The following is a 21,576-nucleotide window of genomic DNA, read 5'->3' on the forward strand; positions in this document are numbered from 1 at the left end:
ACTGGCGCCCTCACCACGGCAGGGCGCCGCGCGTCGCGCGGCGTAGAACATCGTTTGACGATGCATGCCCCTCTTTCGGCCGCAGTGCCTTCCGCGCCCCCTTCGGCCTGGGCGCCCTTTCGCAGCCCGGTGTTCCGGATCGTCTGGTTCGCCGCGCTGGCGGCCAACATCGGCACCTGGGTGCGCGATGTCGGCTCCGGCTGGCTGATGACCTCGCTGTCGCCGTCGGCGACCGCGGTCGCGCTGGTGCAGGTCGCGACCACGCTGCCGATCTTCCTGCTCTCGCTGCCGGCCGGCGCGCTGGCCGACATCGTCAACCGCAGGCGGCTGTTGATCGGGCTCAACGTCGCGCTGTGCGTGGTCTCGGTCGCGATGGCGGGTCTCGCTCAGGCCGGCGCGATGACGCCGGCGCTGCTGGTCGGCTCGCTGTTCGCCGCCGGCATCTGCACTGCGCTGATCCAGCCGGTGCAGCAGTCGCTGACGCCGCTGACGGTGGACAAGCCGCTGCTGCGCCCGGCGATCGCGCTCAACAGCATGGGCTTCAATGTCTCGCGCGCGATCGGCCCGGCGCTGGGCGGCGTGCTGATCGGCGCGGCCGGCGTCGCCGCGGCCTACTGGGTCGACGCCGTGAGCTACCTCGCGGTGATTGCCGCGCTGTGGTGGTGGAAGGGCGCGGCCGCGCCGGCCGCCAGCGGCACGCCCGAGCAGCTCGGCTCCGCCATGCGCGCCGGCGTGCGTTTCGCGCTGCACGCGCCGGCGCTGCGCCGCATCCTGCTGCGCGCGGTGCTGTTCTTCGGCTTCGCGAGCGCCTACTGGGCGCTGTTGCCGGTGATCGCGCGGCGTGAGGTCGGCGGCGACGCGCTGTACTACGGCATCGTGCTGGGCTGCATCGGTGCCGGCGCGGTGCTCGGTGCGGTGCTGCTGCCCAAGCTGCGCCAGCGCGTGTCGTCGGAGACGACGCTGCGCCTGGGCACGGCGCTGACGATCGGCTGCCTGCTCGCGCTGTCGGCCACGCGCGACCGCACGCTGGTCGCGGCCGTGCTCGGCGTGGCCGGCTTCGCATGGATCGCGGTGCTGACCACCGCCAACGTCGCGGCGCAGACGGCGCTGCCCAACTGGGTGCGAGGCCGCGGCCTGGCGATCTACCTGACGTTGTTCTACGGCGCGATGGCCGGCGGCAGCCTGCTGTGGGGCTTCGTCGCCGACCAGGCGAGCGTCGCGCTTGCGCTGCGTGCGGCGGCCGTCTTCGGCGCGCTGGGCCTGGCGCTGGCGTGGTGGAAGCCGGTGGCCGAGTCGGAGCCCGATCTGACGCCGTCGATGCACTGGCCCGAACCGGTTGCCGCCGAGGGCGTCGAGGAGGACCGCGGGCCGGTGATGGTGACGATCGAGTACCGCATCGATCCCGCGCAACGCGAGGCCTTCGTCGCCGCGCTGCGCGCGTTCTCGGGCGAACGGTTGCGCGACGGTGCGTACCAGTGGGGCGTCTACGAGGATGCGGCGGTGCCGGGGCGCTTCATCGAGAGCTTTCTGGTCGCGTCGTGGCAGGAACACCTGCGCCAGCATGCGCGCGTCTCGCAGGCCGACGCCGACCTGCAGCGCGAGGTGCGAGCCTTCCATCGTGGTGACGGGCCGCCGCGCGTGGATCACTGGGTCACGCCGCGGGAGTGAAGCTAGCGGTTCAGCGACGCGACATAGGCCGCCACCGCGGCGAGGTCCTCGTCGGACCACTCCTGCACCACGGCCTTCATCACGTTCGCGTACGGGTTGCCGAAGCGCGGCACCACGCGATAGGGCTTCAGCGCCTCGACGACGAACTCCGGGTGCTGGCCCGCGAGCCGCGCGAACACGGGCGCCGTGCCTTCGCCGCGCTCGCCGTGGCACCACTGGCAGGCCGGCGCGCCGGGCTTGCCGACGCGGTAGATCTGCTCGCCACGCGCGACGAGCTGCGCGTCGAGCGCGCCGCCATGGCGCATCGGCGCGAGCGAGGCGTAGTAGGCCGAGACCGCCGCGATGTCGCGGTCTTTCAGGCCCTTGGCCACGCCTGCCATCACCGGATGCGGCCGCTCGCCCGAGCGGTAGTTGCGCAGTTGCAGCTCGAGAAAGGGCTGCAGCTGGCCGGCCAAGCGAGGGAACTGCGCGTCGGGCGCGTTGCCGTCCTGGCCATGACAGGTGGCGCACTGTGCCACGGCCAACTTGCGGCCGGCCTCGATCTGCGGCGGGTTGGCGGCTGCGAGCGAACTCGCGGCGCACGCCAGCGCCAGCACGGCGGCGCGAGCGATCTCAGACATAGCAGCTGCACCCGAGGGCGCCCCAGAAGGCCTGCGCATCGAACGCCGGCACCGCGGTGCTCGACGCACGCAGATGGTCGTGACCATGCAGCCCGCAGCCGGCGCGGCAATCGCACAGTGCGGCGTACTGGTAGCGGCGGTCCGAGGCGCCGAGCGCGACCTGGCGTGCCTGGTAGCCACCGAACTTGCGCACCGGCGACCAGCTCGGCGAGGCCGGCGGCAGCTCGGGTGCGAGGTCGGCGAAGCGCTGCGCGCCGTACACGACCTTGCCGCCCACGACCGTGAGCACCGAGACGATGTCCTGGATCTGGTCCTCGGGCACCGAGAAGTAGTCGCGGTCGAGCACGGCCACGTCGCCGAAGGCGCCGGGCTTGAGCACGCCCTTCTTGCCGCTGTCGCGCGAAAACCAGGCGCCGTCGGCGGCCATCAGGCCGAGCGCGGTCTGGCGATCCAGGCGCTTCTCCTCGGGATAGATCACCGTGCCGCCGATCGTGCGACCCGCGACCAACCAGTACAGCGCCTGCCAGGGGTTGTAGCTGTTGACGCGCGTCGCGTCGGTGCCCAGCGTGACCGGCAGCCCCATCTCCAGCATGCGCTTGACCGGCGGCGTCTCGGCGGCGGCCGCGAGGCCGTATCGGCGCACGAAGGACTCGCCCTGCATCGACATGCGGTTTTGCACCGCGATGCCGCCGCCGAGTTTCTTGATGCGCTCCAGGTTGGCGGGTGTGACCGTCTCGCAGTGGTCGAAGAACCAGCCGAGCTTGTCGATCGGAATGTCGCGGTGCACCTTCTCGAACACGTCGAGCGCGCGCGTGATCGTCTGGTCGTAGGTCGCGTGCATGCGCCACGGCCAGCCGTTGCCGGCCAGGAAGCGCACCACGGCCTCGAGGTCCGGCTCCATCGCCGGCGGCATGTCCGGGCGCGGCACGAGGAAGTCCTCGAAGTCGGCGGCCGAGAACGCGAGCATCTCGCCGGCACCGTTGAGCTTGTACATGTCGCTGCCGTCGCCGGGCTTGCCCATCGCGATCCAGCGGCGGAAGTCGTCGAGCTCGGCCTTGGCCTTCTGCGGGAACAGGTTGTAGGCGAAGCGCAGGGTCAGCCGGTTCTCCTTGGCCAGCTTGTCGATGATCTGGTAGTCATCGGGGTAGTTCTGGAAGCCGCCGCCGGCATCGCCGACCGAGGTCACGCCCAGGCGGTTCTCCTCGCGCATGAAATGCAGCGTCGAGTTGATCTGGTCTTCGGGGCTCAGCTTGGGGCCCTTGGCCAGCGTGTTGTAGAGCACGAAGGCATTGGGCTCGGCGAGCAGCAGACCGGTGGGCTCGCCCCGCGCGTCGCGCTCGATGATGGCGCCCGGCGGCTGCGGCGTGTCCTTGGAGTAGCCCACGGCGCGCAGCGCCGCGCGGTTGAGGAAGGCCTGGTTGTAGAGGTTGAGCACGAACACCGGCGTGTCGGGCGCGGCGTCGTTGATCTCCTTCAGCGTGGGCAGGCGCTTCTCGGCGAACTGGGTTTCGTTCCAGCCGCCGACCACGCGCACCCACTGCGGCGCAGGCGTCACCCGGGCCTGCGCCTTGAGCATCTCGAGCGCCGCGTGCAGGCTGCGCACGCCGTCCCAGCGCAGCTCCATGTTGTAGTTCAGGCCGCCGCGGATCACGTGCGTGTGCGAGTCGGTCAGGCCCGGGATCACGCGCTTGCGCTCGACGTCGACGACGCGCGTGCGGCCATCGGCCAGCGGCACGATCTCGGCGTCGCTGCCGACCGCGAGCACCAGGCCATCCTTGATCGCGATCGCGCTGGCTTCGGGCTTCGCGCGGTCGAGCGTCGTGATGCGCCCGTTCTTCAGGATCAGGTCGGGCGCGCTGCGGCCCGCGCCGCCTTGCGCGAGCGAGGGGCCGGCCAGCACGGCGAGGCCGAGCGACGAGGCGGCCTGCAGAAAGCCGCGGCGCGCGGCGGGATCGGCCGAGTGGTCGGCGGTGGCGTCGGTGTTCATGTCAAAAGCATTCCTGCTGGATCGGGCGGTGGACATTCGACCCGGTCGCGCACCGACCGGTATCGGCCTTTGGACAGAGCCGCGCGCATCTCCAAGGGATCCGCGCGCGGCGGCTCAGAACGCGTGGCGCATGCCCAGCGAGACCACGCTCGGGCGCGCGCCGGGCGCGATGCCGAGCTCGTTGATCGCGAAGTCGTAGATCGCCGCGCGCTCGTTGTCGATGCGGCTGTAGAACGCGAACAGCGCGGTGCGCTTGGACAGCTCGTGCTCGTAGCCGACGGTGAGCTGCGACGAACCGGTGTCGGCGCCGCTGCGGAAGAAGCCCACCGTCTCGCTCGCCGAGCCCTTGCCGTCGCCAGCGCGCGCGTAGCCCAGGCGCAGCGAGCCGCTGCCGATGCGCCAGGTGCCCGAGACATACCAGCTGTTGCGCTCGAGCGAGCCGGTCGCGGTCTCGTACTCGAGCCGCTCGACGACCGCGGCGACGCGCGCCGGGCCGAAGCGCCAAGCCGCGCCGAGCTTGCTCGCGGTGTCGACGGTGCCGTTGGCCTGGTAGTCGTCGTGGCGCTCGTGCGCGGCGGTCAGCACCAGGCCGTCGGCGTCGTAGGTGAGCGAGGCCGACAGCAGCGAGGGCTTGGCGCCGGTTGACGCGACCGTGTCTTCCTTCGGGCTGTAGGCCAGGCGCGCCGACAGGCCCGACCACGCGGGCGTCCAGTACTGCAGCACGTTCTGCTGACGGCGGTCGAACGACGTGGTGTCGATCAGGTGGTTGGTGGTCGGCGCCGAGCCGTTGCCCATCAGCGCCATGTAACCGGCGGTGGTGGGATAGAACGGATCGAACCCGGAGGTCGCCGCCGTGTAGGGCAGGGTCCACACGCCCGCGAACACGGTACCGAAGCCGCCTTGCAGGCCGACGCGCGTGTCGCGGTTGCTGATGCTGCCGTTGCCGGTGTCGAGCGCGAAGCCGCCCTCGATCTGCCAGATGGCCTTGAGGCCCGCGCCGAGGTCTTCGTCGCCGCGAAAGCCGACCACCGAGCGGTAGTTGCTCAGGCGCGTCTTGGACATGTCCTCGGGCGACCGGCTCGCATCGACGAACTCGATGCCGGTGTTGATGCGGCCGTAGATCACGGCCGTCTGGGCCGCCGCGCCGAAGGCGCACAGGCCACCGAGCGAGGCCAGGCCGGCGCGAAGGATGGATTCGAACTTCATGATGCGTGGATGGAGAAGTGAACTGGCGAAAGCATTCGCGAACGGCGCGCGGCGCCGCTCGGTCATGGGGACGAGGGGCAGGCCGGCCGTCGGGCCGGCGCGTTCAGGCCTCGACGCGGATGCCGGCCTGCTTGATCAGTGCCGCGGTCGCAGCGATCTCGTTGCGCACCAGCGCGGCGAAGTCGGCCTGCGCCATCGGTGTGGTCTCGGCGCCCAGCTTCTCGAGCCGCGCGCGCACCTCGTCGGACTTCAGCGCCTTGACGGTCTCGGCGTGCAGCCGCGCGAGCACGTCGGCGGGCGTCTTGGCCGGCGCGAACAGGCCGACCCAGAAGGTGTAGTCGGAGCCCGCGAAGCCGGCCTCGAGCGTCGTCGGAACCTCGGGCAGCAGTGGTGAACGCCTGGGCGTGCCGACCGCCAGTGCCTGCAGCCGGCCGTCCTTGATCAGCGGCAGCGCCGAGACCAGCGGCGCGAAGAACCAGTCGACGCGACTGCCCATCACGTCGGTCAGCGCCTCGGGGGTGCCGCGGTAGGGCACGTGCGTGGCCTGCAAGCCGACCGCGACGCGGAACTTCTCGGCGTTGATGTGCGTGGCGCTGCCGTTGCCGGCCGAGGCGTAGAGGTAGCGGTTGGGCTCGGCCTTGGCCTTCTGCACGAGGTCCTGCACCGACTTGAAGCCCTTGGACGGCGCGGCGACCAGCACATTCGGCAGCGCGGCCAGCATCGTGAGCGGCACGAAGTCCTTCTGCGTGTCGTACTTCAGCGCCGGATAGAGCGCCGCGTTCGCGACATGGCCGGCCGAATGCACCAGCAGCGTGTAGCCGTCGGCCGGCGCCGCGGCCACCGCGGCGGCGCCGAGCGTGCCGCCGGCGCCGGGCCGGTTGTCGATCACGACCGGCTGGCCGAAGTATTTCTCCAGCCGCTCGGACACCGCGCGGCCGACCACGTCGGTGCCGGAGCCGGCGGTGAAGGGGATGACGATCTTCATCGCCTGCTTGGGGAATGCGCCGTCGGCGCGCGCCGCTGCGGGCAGCAGCACGGCGCCGCCGGCGGCGGCGAGGCAGGACAGCACTTGTCTTCGGTTGGCATTCATCGTTGTCTCCTCGGTCTCCTGTGGTTCGGACGACTCGTTGGTGGGGCAGGGGTGACGTCAGGCGTTGGGCATCACGAGCAGCAGCCGGCATGGCCGCTCGGTGGGGTTGGAGAGCTGCCTCGACTCGCCGGGCGCAATGCGGCAGCTGTCGAGCGGGCCGAGCCGGGCGCGGCTCGCCGCGCCCGTGGCGGTGTTCGCGGCCACGTCGACGTGGCCTTCGAGCACGACGTAGAACTTCTCGACCGCCGACGCCGACGCGGTGGTGCCGCCGCCGGGCGCGATCTCGGACAGGCCGATCCACACGCTGTCGCTCGGGCCGGCCTCGCGGCCTTGCAGCCTGCGCATCGCCATCGCGTGGTGACCCGGCGCGTCGTAGAGCGGCGCCTGCGCAATCGGTACGACATGCATCGCTCGCTCCTCGTCAGGGCGCGAAGACGATGCGTTCCATCGAGCCGGCCAGCACCTTGCGGTAGGCCTCGCCGGCCTGATCGAGCGGCAGCAGCGTCGCGGGCTCGACGTCGAAGGCCCGGTAGTGGCCGGCGTCGAAGCCGGGGAGCAAGCCGTTGAGGATGCTCGCGCAGGTCGCGGCCGAGAGCTTGAGGCTGTCGACGCCGAGCATCTGCAGGTTGCGGCGGTAGAACGCGAGGATGTCGAACGGCACGCTGCGCTCGATCGTGGAGATCAGCACCTGCGTGCCGCCGACGGCCAGCGACTCGAGCGCGGCGGCGAAGTAGGGCGAGCCGACGGTGTTGTAGGCGATGTCGGCGCCGCGCCCGTCGGTCGCTTCGATCACGGCGGCGGCGAGCTCGGCGCGCGTGCCGTCGATCGCGGCCACCGGCGACGACGCATGGCCGACGTAGTGCGTCGTGCCGCGCTCGATCGCGACGACCTTCGCGCCGGCGCGCGTGGCGAGCTGGACCGCCGCCTGGCCGACCTTGCCGTTGGCACCGAACACGGCCACCGTCTGGCCGGGGCCGGCGAGCCCGGCGCGGCGCAGGCCTTCGAAGGCCGTCACGAAGGGCACGCCGACGGTGCCGGCCGCGGCCAGCGGCACGCTTTGCGGCTTGGCGGCCAGCGCCTCGACGGGCAGCACGAGATAGCGCGCATGCGAGCCGTCGCGCGTGACGCCGAGGTCGCCGCCGGTACCCCAGACCTCGCGGCCGATCCATTCGCGCGGACCGGCGACGACACGGCCGGCGAAGTCGCGGCCCGGCGTGCGCGGCCACACGGCGTGCGGCATCAGGCCGAGCGCGGCCTTCACGTCGCTGGGGTTGACCGCGGCGGCCAGCACCTCGACGACGGCGTGGCCCGGCGTCGCTTCGGGTTGGGCGAGATCGACGATCTCGGGACTCAGCGTCTCGGCGCTGTCGGCTTTTCGATGCAGGCGCAAGGCGCGCGCGCGGCGAGGTTCGGTCATGAGGACTCCGGTCGAGGGGTTCGGTGGGTTCAGGCGAGCGCGGCAGCCGACACCGGCAGCGCGAGCGGGGCATTGGTCGGGCGCAGGCCCCAGCGGCGCCGCGCTTCGGCGGGCGTGGCGAGGCGCCCGCCCAGGTCTTCGACGATGCGGCGCGCCTTGGCGACCAGCGCCGCATTGCTGGTCGCCAGCTCGCCCTTGCTCAGATGGATCGTGTCCTCGAGCCCGATGCGCACGTTGCCGCCGAGCAGCCAGGCCTGCGCCACCGCGGGGAAGGCATGGCGGCCGATCGCGAACGCCGACCACTGCGCCTTGGCGTCGATCAGCGAGCGTGCATGCGCCACCGCCGCCGGCGAGAACGGCATCGCGTAGCGCACGCCCATCACGAAGGTGTAGAGGCCCGGGCCTTGCAGCGTGCCGTCGTCGATCAGCGTCTTGGCGAGCACGAGGTCGCCGGTGTCGAAGCATTCGAGCTCGGGCACCGCGCCGGCCTCGCGGATGATCCTGGCCATGCGCCGCACGTTCTTGGGCGTGTTCATCACGACCTCGTCGCCCGAGTTCATCGTGTTGAGGTCGAGCGAGCAGATGTCGGGCTGCAGCGCGGCGATGTGCTCGACGCGTCGCTCGGGTGCCAGCAGCGTGGTGCCGGGGCCGGCAACGCGCGGCTCGTCGTCGCTGGGCACGTAGCGCCCGCCGGGGCCGGTGGTGAGGTTGATGATCAGCTCGGGGCTCTCGCGGCGCAGCGTCTGCACGACTTCGGCATAGAGCTCGAGCGCCATCGACGGCCGGCCGGTCTGCGGGTCGCGCACGTGGATGTGCACCGCGGCCGCGCCGGCCTCGGCGGCCTCGAGACAGGCGGTCGCGATCTGCGCCGGCGTGACGGGCAGGTGCGGCGTCTGCTCCGGCCGCGTGAGGTTGCCGGTGACGGCGCAGGTGAGGATGGTCGTGGAGTCCATGGGTGTCAGTCAGCCGAGGTGGCGGCCGCCGTCGGCGATGAAGATGCTTCCGGTCGCGTAGACGAAGCTGGTGCAGCAGGCGGTGATGGCCGCCGCGACGTCGTCGGCGACGCCGACGCGCTTGAGCGGGATCGAGGCGCCGACCTTGTCGTTGAAGCCGGCGTCGCGGCCCGGCACGAAGGGCGTGTCGACCACGCCCGGCGAGACCGCGAGCACGCGGATGCGCGGCGCGAGCGCCTTCGCGAGCGACTTGGTCAGCGCATCGGTGCCGGCCTTGGCGGCCGCGTAGGCGAGGTTGCTGCCCTGGCCCGAGAGGCCGGCGATCGACGAGACGTTGACGATCACCGACTCCTCGCCTTCGCGCAGCAGCGGCGCGAAGGCGCGGATGCCGGCGAACAGGCCGCGCCAGTTGACCGCGAATATCTCGTCGATCAGCGCGTCGTCCAGCGCGTCGAGGTCGGCCGCGGGCACCGGCTTGGTGAAGCCGGCGCAGTTGATCAGCATCGAGGCCCCGCCGGCGCGCTCGCGCACCGTCTGCGCGGCGGCGCCGAGGCTGGCGCTGTCGGTCACCGAGGCCGTCACCGCGAAGTGGCCGTGGCCGGGCAGTTCGGCGAGCAGCGGCTGCGCGTCGGCATCGGCGCCGCGGTGCAGCAGCACGATGCGCGCGCCGAGCGCGGCCAGGCGCTGCGCGGTCGCGGCGCCGATCGCGCCGGTGCCGCCGGTGATGACCGCGGTGCGGCCGTCCAGGCGGTCGCGGGGGGCGAAGGTTCTCATCTCGTTCTCGTTTTCCGTGGCTTGATTCAAGGCAGCGGGCAGTGCGGCACGCGCGTCTCGCCGGGTTCAAGCCGCAGCTCGACATCGAGGCGGAAGCCGCCTTCGCCGTCGGGCTCGAAGCGGCGCAGCAGCGAGCCGACCGCGCCGAACACGACGTCGTCCATCGCGTGCGGGTCCTCGGCGTCGAAGAACTGCGTCGCGAGCACCTTGTGGCCAACGGCTACGACGAGGAAATGCAGGTGGGCCGGGCGCATCGGATGGCGGCCCTGCGCGGCCAGCAGTTCGCCGCAGGGCCCGTCGATCGGCACCGGGTAGCCGGCCGGGCGCACGCTGTCGAACCAGAAGCGGCCATCGGCGTCGGTCTCGAAGCGCCCACGCAGGTTCATCTGCGGCTGCTCGGGGTCTTGGTTTTCGTACAGGCCTTTGGGTGAGGCCTGCCAGGTCTCGACGCGCGCGCCGGCGAGCGGACGGCCGTCGAGCGACAGCACGCGGCCGTTCACGCGCAGCGGCGCGCCGGGCGTGTTGGCGCAGGCGATGCGGCTGCCGTTGGCGCGCAGCGGCTGCTGGTCGCGCCAGAACGGGCCGATCAGCGCCGGCTCGGTGCCGCCTTCGGCGAGCGAATCGCGGGCATCCATCAGGCACACCAGGGTCGCGAGTCCGAGGATGTCGGCCAGCAGGATGCCTTCGTGCTTCTTTGGTCCGGTGGCTTGGCCGATGCGCACCAGGAAGTCGAGCCCCTGCTCCAGCTCGCGGTAGTTCAGCCCGACCTCGCGGGCGAACGCATGGAGGTGGCGCAGCAGCGAGCCCATGACCTCGCGCAGCCGCGCGTTGTCGGTGCCGTCGTTGGCGCGCAGCACCGCGTGCAGCAAGGCGTCGGGTTCGGCCGGCAGGCCGGTGACCGCATGAGCGTCCAAGGGCGACTCCTTGATTCGGATAAATGGCAAACGATTGCCAAACGATAGAAGCAGCTTCCCCAGAAAGCAAGTCATTGCGCGCAAAACCTAGGGTTAATACTGGTGTGATGGTCTGTTATGAGCAGACGATCCCGTCTTCTGGGCGATCATTTGCTGATGAAAAGATGGCGAACGATTGCCAATTTCGGTATCCGTACGGTCCGTCCCAAGGCCTCTGATACAACCGCGCCCATGCCAACGGTCACCATCAAGGACATCGCCCGCCTCGCCGAGGTCAACCCGGCCACGGTGTCGAAGGCGCTGCGCGGCCTGCCCGGCAAGGTGGCGCCCGAGACGCGTGCGCGCATCGAGGCGATCGCGCGCGAGCTCGGCTACCGGCCCAACGCGGTGGCCGCGACGTTGCGAACGCGGCGCAGCAACCTGATCGGCGTGATCGTCCCGGACCTCGGCAACCCGCTGTTCGGGCCGATCGTGCAGGGCCTCGAGCGGCGGCTGCGCGACGCGGGCTGGATGTCCATCGTCGTGCAGACGCCCGCCGAGGCCGAGGCCAAGCGCGAGGTCGTCACCGCGCTGGCGAACCGGCAGGTCGCCGGCTTCGTGATCACCTCGGCCGAGAGCGATGACCCGATGCTCGAGGCCGCCGAGCAATGCAAACTGCCCGTCGTGCTGGTCAACCGCGGGCTCGACGAGCGGCGCTTCTCGAGCGTGGTCAACGACGATCGCGAGAGCGTGCGGCTGGCGCTCGAGCACCTCGCATCGCTCGGGCATCGCCGGCTCGCGCACATCGCGGGGCCGACGAGTTCATCGACCGGCCGCGCGCGCCGCCAGGCTTTCGAGGCGATGGTGCGCAAGCTTCCCGGTGCGAGCGGCGTGATCGAAGACACGCCGGCCTTCACGCGCGACGCCGGCTTCGACGCGATGCGCCGCATCCTCGAGCGCGGCGAAGCGCAACGGCCGACGGCGGTGTTCGCCGGCAACGACCTGATCGCCGTCGGCGCGATCGACGCGCTGCGACAGGCGGGTCTGCGCGTGCCGCAGGACGTGTCGGTCGTCGGCCACAACGACATGCCCCTGGTCGACATGATCGATCCACCGCTGACCACGGTGCGCGTGCCGACCGACCGCATGAGCGATCACGCCACCGAGCTGCTGCTCGAGCACCTCGCGTCGCCGGGCCTGAGCCCGATGCAGCGCATCCTCACGCCGGTGCTGGTGGTGCGCGGCTCGACGGCAAGGCCGGCGCGCTGAGCGCAACGGCCGCGACGGCTCAGTACGTCGTTTCCGGCGCCGGCCGCTGCTCGCCCCAGCACACGCGGTTCTTGCCCTGCGCCTTGGCGGCGTAGAGGCAGCGGTCGGCGGCCACGAGCAGGCGTTCGTGGTGCTCGGCGTCGGCGGGCCGCTCGGCAATGCCGATCGACAGCGTGAGCGCGAGCTCCGGATGCACGCGCCGCCAGTCGTAGGCCTCGATCGCCGCGCGCAGGTCCTCGCACACCAGGGCGGCGGTGGCCGCGTCGGCCTCGACGAAGACGATGCAGAACTCCTCGCCGCCGTAGCGCGCGACGATGTCGGTCGCGCGGCAGCGCTCGCGCAGCATCGCGGCGACGTGGCGCAGCACCTCGTCGCCGACCGCGTGGCCGAGGCGGTCGTTGATGCGCTTGAAATAGTCGATGTCGCACATCGCCACGGACAGCGCGCGCTGGTGGCGCCTGGCGCGCGCGAACTCGTCGGACAGGCGTTCGTCGAGGTGGCGGCGGTTGGCCAGGCCGGTGAGGGCGTCGGTGCGGCTTTGGCGCGCCAGCCGCTCGAGCAGGCGGTTCTTGTCTTCGTCCGCGGCGATCAGCGCCGCGTGCAGCTCGTTGAGCCGCGCATGGGCGCGCTCGAGCTCGACGTGACGCTGGCGATGCGTCTCGGCCTCGCGCTGCGCGTCGGCGAGCTCGTGCTGCACGCGCAGCGCCTGCAGGCGGCGCTGCGAGTCGGCATTGAACTGCGCGCGCTCGGCCGCGTGGTAGGCCTCGTGGTGGCGCAGCGCGGCGTCGAAGCGCTGCGCCTTCTTGTGCAACTCGTACAGCGCCAGATGGGCCTGGGCCGCGTAGTTCATGCCGCCGGTGGCGTCGGCCAGCGCGACGCCGCGCTCGAGCTGGGCGCGCCCGGCCTCCGCCTCGCCGGCGGCCAGCAGGATGCGCCCGAGCAGCACGCGCGCATGCGTCTCGCCGTTGCTGTAGCCGGCGCTCGAGAGCACGTCGACGGCGCGTTCGAGCACCTCGCGCGCGTCGTCGAGCCGGCCGAGCTGCCACAGCGGCTCGGCCAGGTTGGAATGCAGCACCGCGACGGTGGCCGGCGCCGTCGAGCCGCCTTCGGCCAGCGCGAGCGCGCGTTCGAAGTGGCTGACCGCATCGGCGTGGCGACCGAGGTTCTTGCAGTTGATGCCCATGTTGTTGAGCACCGGGATGCAGCGCGCCGGATCGTCCAGCGCCTGGTACATCGCGAGCACCTCGCCGTAGCAGTCGAGGCCGCGCTGGGGGTCGCCGTTGCGCGAATAGACCACGCCGACCGAGAGCAGACCGTCGGCGATCATCGTCGCGTCGCCGAGCTGTCGCGCCAGCGACAGCGAGGCCAGGCCGTGCTCGAGCGAGGCGTCGAGCGCGCCGAGCAGCTCGTTGACGATGGCCAGCGCGCGCAGCACGATGGCGCGCTGGCGCAGGTCGTCGGCCGGCAGCGCGGCCAGCGCGCGCGAGAGTTCGCCCAGGCCCTGCGCATGCTCGCCGGCGTGGCCCAGCGCGAGGCCGCGGGCCCACAGCGCGCGCGCGCGGCGCGAGTCGTCGCTGCGGCACAGTGCGAGCGCTTCGTCCGCCTGCGCCAGCGCCTCGCGCGGAGCGGCGATCATGCGGTCGAGCGCGGCGTCGATCAGGACATCGAAGCGATCGTCGGCGGACATGCGGTGGGGGCCTGCGGGGCAGGCGGCGGGTCGGGGCGATTGTGCCGCGTACGCTGCGGCGCCGCATCCTCAGCGCAGCGGGCATCATTGGGCCCTGACCAATGAGCTGGATCGACACGCACTGCCATCTCGACGCCGCGGAATTCGACGCCGACCGCGACGCCGTGGTCGCGCGCGCGCGCGCCGCGGGCGTCGAGCTGATGGTGCTGCCGGCGGTCGCGCCGTTCGACTTCGAGCGCGTGCGCGAGCTGGCCGAGCGCCACGACGCGGCCTATGCGCTGGGCATCCACCCGCTGTACGTCGACCCGCTCGACGAGCGCGACGCGCTGGAGCGCCTGCGCGAAGCGCTCGACGCTCATGCCGGCGACCCCCGCCTGGTCGCCGTCGGCGAGATCGGCCTCGACCACTTCGTGCCCGGCCTGGACCGCGCCAAGCAGGAGCGCTTCTATGCCGCCCAGCTCGCGCTCGCCCACGAGCGCGGCCTGCCGGTGATCCTGCACGTGCGGCGCAGCGCCGACACGCTGCTCAAGCACCTGCGCCGCCTGCCCGGACTGCACGGCATCGCGCACGCGTTCAACGGCAGCGTGCAGCAGGCGCAGGCCTTCATCGACCTCGGCTTCAAGCTGGGCTTCGGCGGCGCGCTGACCTTCGAGCGCGCGCTGCAGATCCGACGCCATGCGAAGGAGCTGCCGATCGAGGCCATCGTCACGGAGACCGACGCGCCGGACATCCCGCCGCACTGGCTCTACCGCACCGCCGAGGCGCGCGAGCGCGACGGCGGCGGACATTGCCGCAACGAGCCGGCCGAGCTGCCGCGCATCGCCGCGGAGCTGGCGCGGCTGCGCGGCATCGAGCCGCAGGCGCTGGCCGCGCGCTCGCGCGCCAACGCCCTCGCGGCGCTGCCGCGCCTGGCGCCGCTCGTCGCGCGCTCATGAGCGAAACCTTGCTGAGCGGGCTGGGCCCGGTGATCGGCCCGGCCACGCGCCTGGTCGTGCTGGGCAGCTTTCCCAGCGTCGCGTCGCTCGCGGCGCAGCAGTACTACGCGCATCCGCGCAACCACTTCTGGCCCATCGTCGGCGCGCTGCTGGGCGTGGACCTGCCTGCACTGCCGTACGCCGAGCGCATCGAGGCGGTGCGCGAGCGCGGCCTGGGCATCTGGGACGTCTATGCGCAGTGCCGCCGCGAGGGCAGTCTCGACGCGGCGATCGAGGATGCGCAACTCAACGACCTGGCCGGCCTGCGCCTGCGCCTGCCGCGGCTCGAAGCCTTTGCCCACAATGGCGGCGAGTCGGCGCGCGCGATGCGGCTGACCGCTTCGCTCGGTGTCGCGGTGCACCGGCTTCCCTCCACCAGCCCGGCCAACGCCAGCTGGTCCTTCGAACGCAAGCTCGCCGCGTGGCGCGCGGTGTTCGCACAACACGGTCTTGCATGAGCCACGAACGGCCGCCCGAAGGGGCGAATTCCCTCTCGGAGGGACGGCGCGCAGCGCCAAGGGTGTGTCGATGAGCGTTTCCCGTCAAGAACTTCCCGAAGTCACCGTTTCCGAATCCGACGGCGTGCGCTACCTGCACCTCGGCACTCCGTGGGTGCAAGGCGCGATGCGCGTGCGCGAGCCGCGCAAGATCGAGCTGGAGTACGTGCAGCGCATGATGGCCTGGATGCTGTGGCGTCCCGAGGCCGAGCTGTCCAGCGGCCACGCGGTGCAGCTCGGCCTGGGGGCGGCCGCGATCACGCGCTTCACGCACCAGGCGATGCGCATGCGCACCACCGCGGTCGAGCTCAATCCCGACGTGATCGCCGTGTGCCGGCAATGGTTCAAGCTGCCGGCCGACGACGCGCGGCTGCAGGTGAGCCAGGGCGACGCCGGGCGCTGGATCGCGCAGGCGCCGCCGCAGAGCGTGCAGGCGCTGTGCGTGGACCTTTACGACCACGACGCCGCCGCGCCGGTGCTCGACGACGCCGGCTTCTACGCGGCGTGCCGCGCGGCGCTGGCAGACGGCGGCGTGATGAGCGTCAACCTGTTCGGCCGCGACGCCAGCTTCGCACGCAGCGCCGCGCGCATCGCGCAGTCGTTCGGCCTCGACCAGATGTGGTCGCTGCGCGCCACGCGCGAGGGCAACACGGTGGTGATCGCCGCGCGCGATGTAAAGGTGCCCGACCGTGACGCGCTGCTCGCGCGCGCCGCTAACATCGAACGCCGCTTTGGGCTGCCGGCGCGCAAGTGGCTGAAACTGGTGCGCCCGATCGACCCGGCGCTGTTGAATGGCACTGCATGAGCCGCGGGGCCGCTCCCAAGGCGAATTCCGGAGTGCGCAGCACGGAGGATGCCCAGTGAGCCCCACGTCGTCCACGAACGTCAGACCCCTCGCGGCCGCCATGGCGCGCCATGCCGCGCCGCACGGCAAGCTCGACTGGCGCGCGCTGCTCAAGTGGCTGCACGACGACGGCCTGATCGGCCAGGAGGATGCGCAGCGCGTCGCGCACCGTTTCAGCGGCGGCAGCAGCAGCTTGCATCCCTTGGTGCGCATGGGCGGCGCCGGCCTGGTGCGCGCCGGCACCGACAAGCCGCTCGACTGCGAGGCGCTGACCGAATGGCTGGCGCAGCGCTTCTCGCTGCCCTACCTGCGCATCGATCCGCTCAAGGTCGACGTCGGCCGCGTTGCCGACGTGATGTCGGTCAACTACGCGCAGGCACGCCTGGCGCTGCCGGTGCAGGTGGGCGACGCCGACATCACGATCGCCACCGCCGAGCCCTTCGACATCGGCTGGGTCGCCGAGATCGAGGCGCACACCAAGCGCAAGGTGCGCCTGGCGGTCGCCAATCCCGAGGAACTGCGCCGCTACACGGTGGAGTTCTACGCGCTGGCCAAGTCGGTGCGCGCCGCCGTCAAGCGCGGCGAGACCTCGGTCACGCAAAGCTTCGAGCAACTGGTCGAGCTGGGCAAGACCAACAAGCAGATCGACGTCAACGACCAGGGCGTCGTGCAGGTGGTCGACTGGCTGTGGCAGTACGCCTTCGACCAGCGCGCGAGCGACATCCACCTCGAGCCGCGGCGCGAGATGGGCGTGATCCGCTTTCGCATCGACGGCGTGCTGCACACGGTCTACCAGGTGCCGCTGACGGTGATGAACGCGATGACCGCGCGCATCAAGCTGCTCGGCCGCATGGACGTGGTCGAGCGCCGTCGCCCGCAGGACGGGCGCATCAAGACCAAGCGCCCCGAGGTCAGCGGTTCGGCCAACAGCGGCCGCGAGGTCGAGCTGCGCCTGGCCACGCTGCCCACCGCCTTCGGCGAGAAGATGGTGATGCGCATCTTCGACCCCGAAACGGTGGTCAAGGACGTCGCCGCGCTGGGCTTTCCGCCGCACGACGGCGAGCGCTGGCAGCAGCTCATCGCGCGGCCGCACGGCATCATCCTCGTCACCGGCCCCACCGGCTCCGGCAAGACGACCACGCTGTACTCCACGCTGCGCCGCCTGGCGACCGACGAGGTCAACGTCTGCACCGTCGAGGACCCGATCGAGATGATCGATCCGGCGCTCAACCAGACCCAGGTGCAGCCGGCGCTCGACCTCGGCTTCGCCGAGGGCCTGCGCGCGCTGATGCGCCAGGACCCGGACATCATCATGGTCGGCGAGATCCGCGACCTGGCGACCGCCGAGATGGCGATCCAGGCCGCGCTGACCGGCCACCTGGTCTTCAGCACGCTGCACACCAACGACGCCGCCAGCGCCGTCACGCGCCTGGCCGACCTGGGCGTGCCGGGCTACATGATCTCGGCCACCGTGATCGGCGTGCTGGCCCAGCGCTTGGTGCGCACGCTGTGCCCGGCCTGCAAGCAGCCCGACGAGGCCACGACGCTCGAACTGCTCGACGAGGTTGCCAAGCCCTGGAAGATGCCGCCGCAGTCGCGGCCCTATCGCCCCGTGGGCTGCCTCGAATGCCGCCAGACCGGCTTTCGCGGCCGCGTCGGCCTGTACGAGCTGATGACGATGACCGAGGCCGCGCGCGCCGCGGTGCACCCGCAGCTCGATGTCGATGCCCTGCGTCGCACGGCAGTGCGAGAAGGCATGCGGCCGCTGCGCCTGGCCGGCCTGCTGAAGATCGCCGAGGGCCTGACCACGCTCGACGAGGTGCTGCGCGCCACGCCGGCCTTCGAGCTCGGCGCCGCCGCGGCCTGAGGCCGCCACCTGACACCTGGCGGACAGCTTGGTGTCATCCCCCACGTGGATCCGGGCGCGGGCTCCCTAGAATCCGCCGGTTTGCCGGGCCGCATTGCGGCCCGATCCATCTCGACAACGAGGAGACCCGCGTGAAGATCAAGAGTCAACGCGACTTCGCCGCCGGGCTGATGTTCCTGATCATCGGTATCGCGTTCGCGATCGGTGCCACGAACTACACCTATGGCGAATCGGCTCGGCCCGGTCCGGGCTACTTTCCGCTGCTGCTGGGCGTGATCATGGCGCTGCTCGGCGCCGTCGTGCTTTTCAAGGCGCTGACGATCGAAAGCGACGGCGGCGACCCGATCGGCTCCATCGCCTGGAAGCCGCTCTTGCTCATCGTCGGCGCCGTGGCCGTGTTCGGCCTGCTGCTGCCGCGCCTGGGCATGGTGATCACGATTCCGGTGCTGGTGTTCGTTTCCAGCCTCGCGGGCGACGAGTTCCACTGGCTCGACGCGGTGATCAACAGCGTGGTGCTGACCGTGTTCAGCTACCTCGTCTTCGTGCTCGGCCTGGGTCTGACGATCCCGCTGTGGCCCACGATGTTTGCCGCCGCCGGCGCCTGAGGACGATTCGATGGAACTGCTCAACAACCTCGCGCTCGGCTTCCAGACCGCGTTCACCGCGATCAACCTGCTGTACGCGCTGTTCGGCTGCCTGCTGGGCACCCTGATCGGCGTGCTGCCGGGGCTTGGCCCCGTCGCCACGATCGCGATGCTGCTGCCGTCGATCTACTCGCTCGACGCGACGCCGGCGCTGATCATGCTGGCCGGCATCTACTACGGCGCGCAGTACGGCGGCTCCACCACCGCGATCCTGATCAACGTGCCCGGCGAGTCGAGCTCGGTCGTCACCGCGATCGACGGCTACCAGATGGCCCGCCAGGGCCGCGCCGGCGCGGCGCTCGCCGCGGCCGGCCTGGGCTCGTTCTTCGCCGGTTGCGTGGGCACGCTGATCGTGGCCGGCTTCGCGCCGCCGCTGACCGAGCTGGCCTTCAAGTTCGGCCCCGCCGAGTATTTCTCGCTGATGGTGCTGGGCCTGATCGGCGCGGTGGTGCTGGCCTCGGGCTCGCTGATCAAGGCGATCGCGATGATCATCCTCGGCCTGCTGGTCGGCCAGATCAACACCGACGTGATCTCCGGCGTGCCGCGCTACTCGTTCGACATCCCCGAGCTGACCGACGGCATCAGCTTCGTCGCGATCGCGATGGGCGTGTTCGGCTTCGGCGAGATCATCGCCAACCTCGGCCGCCCGGCCGAGCACCGCGAGGTCTTCACCAAGGACGTGAAGGGCCTGTGGCCGACCAAGCAGGACTTCAAGCAGGCCGCGCCGGCCGTGCTGCGCGGCACGGCGCTGGGCTCGATCCTCGGCGTGCTGCCGGGCGGCGGCGCGCTGCTCGCGGCCTTTGCGGCCTACACGGTCGAGAAGAAGGTTGCCGGTTCGAGCGGGCGCTTCGGCAAGGGCGACATCCGCGGCGTCGCCGGCCCCGAGTCGGCCAACAACGCCGGCGCGCAGACCAGCTTCATCCCGATGCTCACGCTGGGCATCCCGCCCAACGCGGTGATGGCGCTGATGGTCGGCGCGATGACGATCAAGGGCATCCAGCCCGGCCCGCAGGTGATGACCAGCAACCCCGAGCTGTTCTGGGGCCTGATCGCCTCCATGTGGATCGGCAACCTGATGCTGGTGGTGCTGAACCTGCCGCTGATCGGCATCTGGATCAAGCTGCTGACGGTGCCCTACCGCTTCCTGTTCCCGGCCATTCTCACGTTCTGCTGCATCGGCCTGTACACGCTGAACAACAACAACTTCGACGTCTACATGGCCGCCGGCATGGGTGTCATCGGCTACATCTTCTACAAGCTGCACTGCGAGCCCGCGCCGCTGCTGCTGGGCTTCATCCTCGGTCCGATGATGGAGGAGAACCTGCGCCGCGCGCTGCTGCTCAGCCGCGGCGAATGGAGCACCTTCGTGACGCGCCCGCTGTCGCTGGGCCTGCTGCTCGCGGCCGCGGCGCTGATCGTCATCGTGATGCTGCCGGCGGTGAAGAGCAAGCGCGAGGAAGCCTTCCAGGAAGAAGACTGAGGCGCAACGCCCTGGCAATGAAAAGGCCGCCCTCGGGCGGCTTTTTTTTCGTCGTGGAAGCCCGGTCAGACGTGGAAGGCGGAAACGACCTCGGTCAGCCGGTGCGCCTGCTGGCGCAGGCTCTCGGCCGCCGAGCCGCTTTCCTCGACGAGGGCGGCGTTTTGCTGCGTGCCGTCGTCGAGCGTGGTCATCGCCTGGTTCACCTGGCCGATGCCCAGGCTCTGCTCCTTGGCCGAGGCGCTGATCTCGGCGATCAGGTCGGTCACGCGCTTGACCTGGCCGACGATGTCGGTCATCGCCGCGCCCGCGTCGTTGACCAGGCGGGCGCCGCTGGCGACGTTGTCCACCGAGGTCTCGATCAGCGTCTTGATCTCCTTGGCGGCGCCGGCGCTGCGCTGCGCCAGGTTGCGCACTTCGCCGGCCACCACCGCGAAGCCGCGGCCTTGCTCGCCGGCGCGCGCCGCTTCCACGGCCGCGTTCAAGGCAAGGATGTTGGTCTGGAACGCGATGCCGTCGATCACGCCGATGATGTCGGCGATCTTGCGGCTCGACTGCGAGATGTCGTCCATCGTCGAGACCACGCGGCCGACCACCTCGCCGCCGCGGCCCGCGGCGCTCGCGGCCGATGCGGCAAGCTGGTTGGCCTGGGCGGAGTTGTCGGCCGACTGCTTGACCGCCTCGGTCATCTGCTGCATCGACGCGGCGGTCTGCTGCAGGCTGCTCGCCTGGCTCTCGGTGCGCGACGAGAGGTCCTTGTTGCCCAGTGCGATCTGCTCGACGGCGTGGTTCACGCCCGCGACCTCGGCGCGCACGTCGCTGACGATGGCGCGCAGGTTCACGCTGACCTGGCTCAGCGCCTTGGCGAGGCGCTTGAACTCGCCGTAGGCATCGACGTCGACCTTTTGCGTCAGGTCGCCGGCGGCGATGCGATTCGCCACCGTGACCAGTTCGTCGGCGCGCGCGAGCAGGCGGGCGCGGCTGAACGCGACCGCCGCCGCGCCGAAGCCCATGCCGGCCAGCACCGTTAGCACCGGGCTCGATGGCAGCAGCATCGCGACCGCGCCGGTCGCGAGGCCCGCCGCGGCACCGAGCGTCCAGCCGGCCGCGCGCGACAACGTCGCCGTCACTCGTGCCAGGCCCACCGGGCGCAGTTCGCCGCGCAACAGCCGCGTGCGCAGGTTCTTCTCGGCCGCCTCCTGGCGCATGCGCGCGTAGAGGGCTTCGGCCGCGGCGATCTGCTCGCGCGTGGGCTTGGTGCGCACCGACATGTAGCCGACCGGGCGGCCGTCCTTGACCACCGGCGTCACGTTCGCGACGACCCAGTAGTGGTCGCCGTTCTTGCGGCGGTTCTTCACCAACGCCGACCAGGGCTGGCCGGCACGCAGCGTCTCCCACATGTCGCGAAACGCCTCGGGCGGCATGTCGGGGTGGCGCACGAGGTTGTGCGGCTGGCCGATCAACTCGTCCTTCGCGTAGCCGCTGACCTCGATGAACGCGGGGTTGCAGTAGGTGATGTAGCTGTCGAGGTCGGTGGTCGACACGAGGGTCACGCCCTCGGGGATCTCGTACTCGCGCTGGGTGACCGGGTGGTTGAGTCTCATGGTCTCCTCCATGTCGTGCGAGACCCCGATGGCCGTGACGCTTCGCGACTGGGCAAGCATGCCTTCGCGGGTGGCCGGTGCTCCCTGGGCGGGGTCCTCGTCCGG

The 21,576-nt window shown here is 71.1% G+C and carries 19 protein-coding genes; 8 read left to right on the forward strand and 11 right to left on the reverse strand.

Features of this window, described 5'->3' with window-relative positions; genetic code table 11:
• Positions 1 to 60: 60 nt before the first annotated feature.
• Entirely contained in the window at positions 61 to 1,668 is a 1,608-nt protein-coding gene (locus ACO2TI_RS16040) for an MFS transporter (protein ID WP_423285853.1), read from the forward strand.
• A gap of 2 nt (positions 1,669 to 1,670) precedes the next feature.
• On the opposite strand, the gene ACO2TI_RS16045 is transcribed toward ACO2TI_RS16040, so the two are convergent.
• The 9 genes from ACO2TI_RS16045 to ACO2TI_RS16085 all read right to left on the reverse strand — a co-directional run bounded on the left by ACO2TI_RS16045 (position 1,671) and on the right by ACO2TI_RS16085 (position 10,629).
• On the reverse strand, positions 1,671 to 2,288 hold the full coding sequence (locus tag ACO2TI_RS16045; RefSeq protein WP_423285855.1) for a c-type cytochrome: 618 nt from the start codon (positions 2,286 to 2,288) through the stop codon (positions 1,671 to 1,673).
• Positions 2,281 to 4,275: an amidohydrolase gene (locus ACO2TI_RS16050; protein WP_423285856.1), complete on the reverse strand. Its 1,995-nt coding sequence runs from the start codon at positions 4,273 to 4,275 to the stop codon at positions 2,281 to 2,283. The genes ACO2TI_RS16045 and ACO2TI_RS16050 overlap by 8 nt, the downstream gene beginning before the upstream one ends.
• Positions 4,276 to 4,389: 114 nt before the next feature.
• Positions 4,390 to 5,481, reverse strand: a complete 1,092-nt coding sequence (locus ACO2TI_RS16055; protein WP_423285858.1) for a porin — start codon at positions 5,479 to 5,481, stop codon at positions 4,390 to 4,392.
• 103 nt (positions 5,482 to 5,584) lie between these two features.
• Complete coding sequence (locus tag ACO2TI_RS16060) at positions 5,585 to 6,571, reverse strand: Bug family tripartite tricarboxylate transporter substrate binding protein (RefSeq protein ID WP_423285859.1); 987 nt, start codon at positions 6,569 to 6,571, stop codon at positions 5,585 to 5,587.
• 57 nt (positions 6,572 to 6,628) lie between these two features.
• Entirely contained in the window at positions 6,629 to 6,979 is a 351-nt protein-coding gene (locus ACO2TI_RS16065) for a cupin domain-containing protein (RefSeq protein WP_423285861.1), read from the reverse strand.
• Positions 6,980 to 6,992: 13 nt separating this feature from the next.
• Positions 6,993 to 7,988, reverse strand: a complete 996-nt coding sequence (locus tag ACO2TI_RS16070) for a quinone oxidoreductase family protein (protein WP_423285862.1) — start codon at positions 7,986 to 7,988, stop codon at positions 6,993 to 6,995.
• A gap of 29 nt (positions 7,989 to 8,017) precedes the next feature.
• On the reverse strand, positions 8,018 to 8,941 hold the full coding sequence (locus ACO2TI_RS16075) for a 3-keto-5-aminohexanoate cleavage protein (RefSeq protein WP_423285863.1): 924 nt from the start codon (positions 8,939 to 8,941) through the stop codon (positions 8,018 to 8,020).
• 9 nt (positions 8,942 to 8,950) lie between these two features.
• The gene (locus ACO2TI_RS16080) at positions 8,951 to 9,715 is read right to left on the reverse strand and encodes an SDR family NAD(P)-dependent oxidoreductase (protein ID WP_423285864.1); all 765 of its coding nucleotides are present in this window, start codon (positions 9,713 to 9,715) and stop codon (positions 8,951 to 8,953) included.
• A gap of 26 nt (positions 9,716 to 9,741) precedes the next feature.
• Positions 9,742 to 10,629, reverse strand: a complete 888-nt coding sequence (locus tag ACO2TI_RS16085; RefSeq protein ID WP_423285865.1) for a dioxygenase — start codon at positions 10,627 to 10,629, stop codon at positions 9,742 to 9,744.
• Positions 10,630 to 10,860: 231 nt separating this feature from the next.
• Here ACO2TI_RS16085 and ACO2TI_RS16090 point away from each other — a divergent pair, with 231 nt between their 5' ends.
• A complete protein-coding gene (locus tag ACO2TI_RS16090) occupies positions 10,861 to 11,877 on the forward strand; it encodes a LacI family DNA-binding transcriptional regulator (RefSeq protein WP_423285867.1) in 1,017 nt (338 codons plus the stop codon).
• Positions 11,878 to 11,896: 19 nt separating this feature from the next.
• Here ACO2TI_RS16090 and ACO2TI_RS16095 read toward each other — a convergent pair whose 3' ends face one another.
• Positions 11,897 to 13,564 carry a diguanylate cyclase gene (locus ACO2TI_RS16095; RefSeq protein WP_423285869.1) on the reverse strand — a complete coding sequence of 556 codons (1,668 nt, stop codon included), beginning with the start codon at positions 13,562 to 13,564 and terminating at the stop codon, positions 11,897 to 11,899.
• 101 nt (positions 13,565 to 13,665) lie between these two features.
• Between ACO2TI_RS16095 and ACO2TI_RS16100 the strand changes: the two genes are divergently transcribed.
• From ACO2TI_RS16100 to ACO2TI_RS16125, 6 genes are all read left to right on the forward strand, one after another.
• Positions 13,666 to 14,499 (forward strand): TatD family hydrolase, encoded by an 834-nt coding sequence (locus ACO2TI_RS16100; protein WP_423285870.1) that lies wholly within the window; start codon positions 13,666 to 13,668, stop codon positions 14,497 to 14,499.
• Positions 14,496 to 14,996, forward strand: coding sequence for a DNA-deoxyinosine glycosylase (locus ACO2TI_RS16105; protein WP_423285872.1), 501 nt, complete (start codon positions 14,496 to 14,498; stop codon positions 14,994 to 14,996). The genes ACO2TI_RS16100 and ACO2TI_RS16105 overlap by 4 nt, the downstream gene beginning before the upstream one ends.
• 70 nt (positions 14,997 to 15,066) lie before the next feature.
• The gene (locus tag ACO2TI_RS16110; RefSeq protein ID WP_423285874.1) at positions 15,067 to 15,840 is read left to right on the forward strand and encodes a spermidine synthase; all 774 of its coding nucleotides are present in this window, start codon (positions 15,067 to 15,069) and stop codon (positions 15,838 to 15,840) included.
• A gap of 100 nt (positions 15,841 to 15,940) precedes the next feature.
• On the forward strand, positions 15,941 to 17,746 hold the full coding sequence (locus ACO2TI_RS16115; RefSeq protein ID WP_423285895.1) for a GspE/PulE family protein: 1,806 nt from the start codon (positions 15,941 to 15,943) through the stop codon (positions 17,744 to 17,746).
• 131 nt (positions 17,747 to 17,877) lie between these two features.
• The gene (locus ACO2TI_RS16120) at positions 17,878 to 18,351 is read left to right on the forward strand and encodes a tripartite tricarboxylate transporter TctB family protein (protein WP_423285876.1); all 474 of its coding nucleotides are present in this window, start codon (positions 17,878 to 17,880) and stop codon (positions 18,349 to 18,351) included.
• 10 nt (positions 18,352 to 18,361) lie between these two features.
• Positions 18,362 to 19,870, forward strand: coding sequence for a tripartite tricarboxylate transporter permease (locus tag ACO2TI_RS16125; protein ID WP_423285878.1), 1,509 nt, complete (start codon positions 18,362 to 18,364; stop codon positions 19,868 to 19,870).
• A 65-nt stretch (positions 19,871 to 19,935) separates the two neighbouring features.
• Here the strand turns inward: ACO2TI_RS16125 and ACO2TI_RS16130 are convergent, their stop codons facing one another.
• Positions 19,936 to 21,471 (reverse strand): methyl-accepting chemotaxis protein, encoded by a 1,536-nt coding sequence (locus ACO2TI_RS16130; protein WP_423285880.1) that lies wholly within the window; start codon positions 21,469 to 21,471, stop codon positions 19,936 to 19,938.
• Positions 21,472 to 21,576 lie beyond the last annotated feature (105 nt).

The organism is Caldimonas sp. KR1-144 (genome assembly GCF_049446155.1).
Classification (GTDB): Bacteria; Pseudomonadota; Gammaproteobacteria; order Burkholderiales; family Burkholderiaceae_C; genus Rivibacter.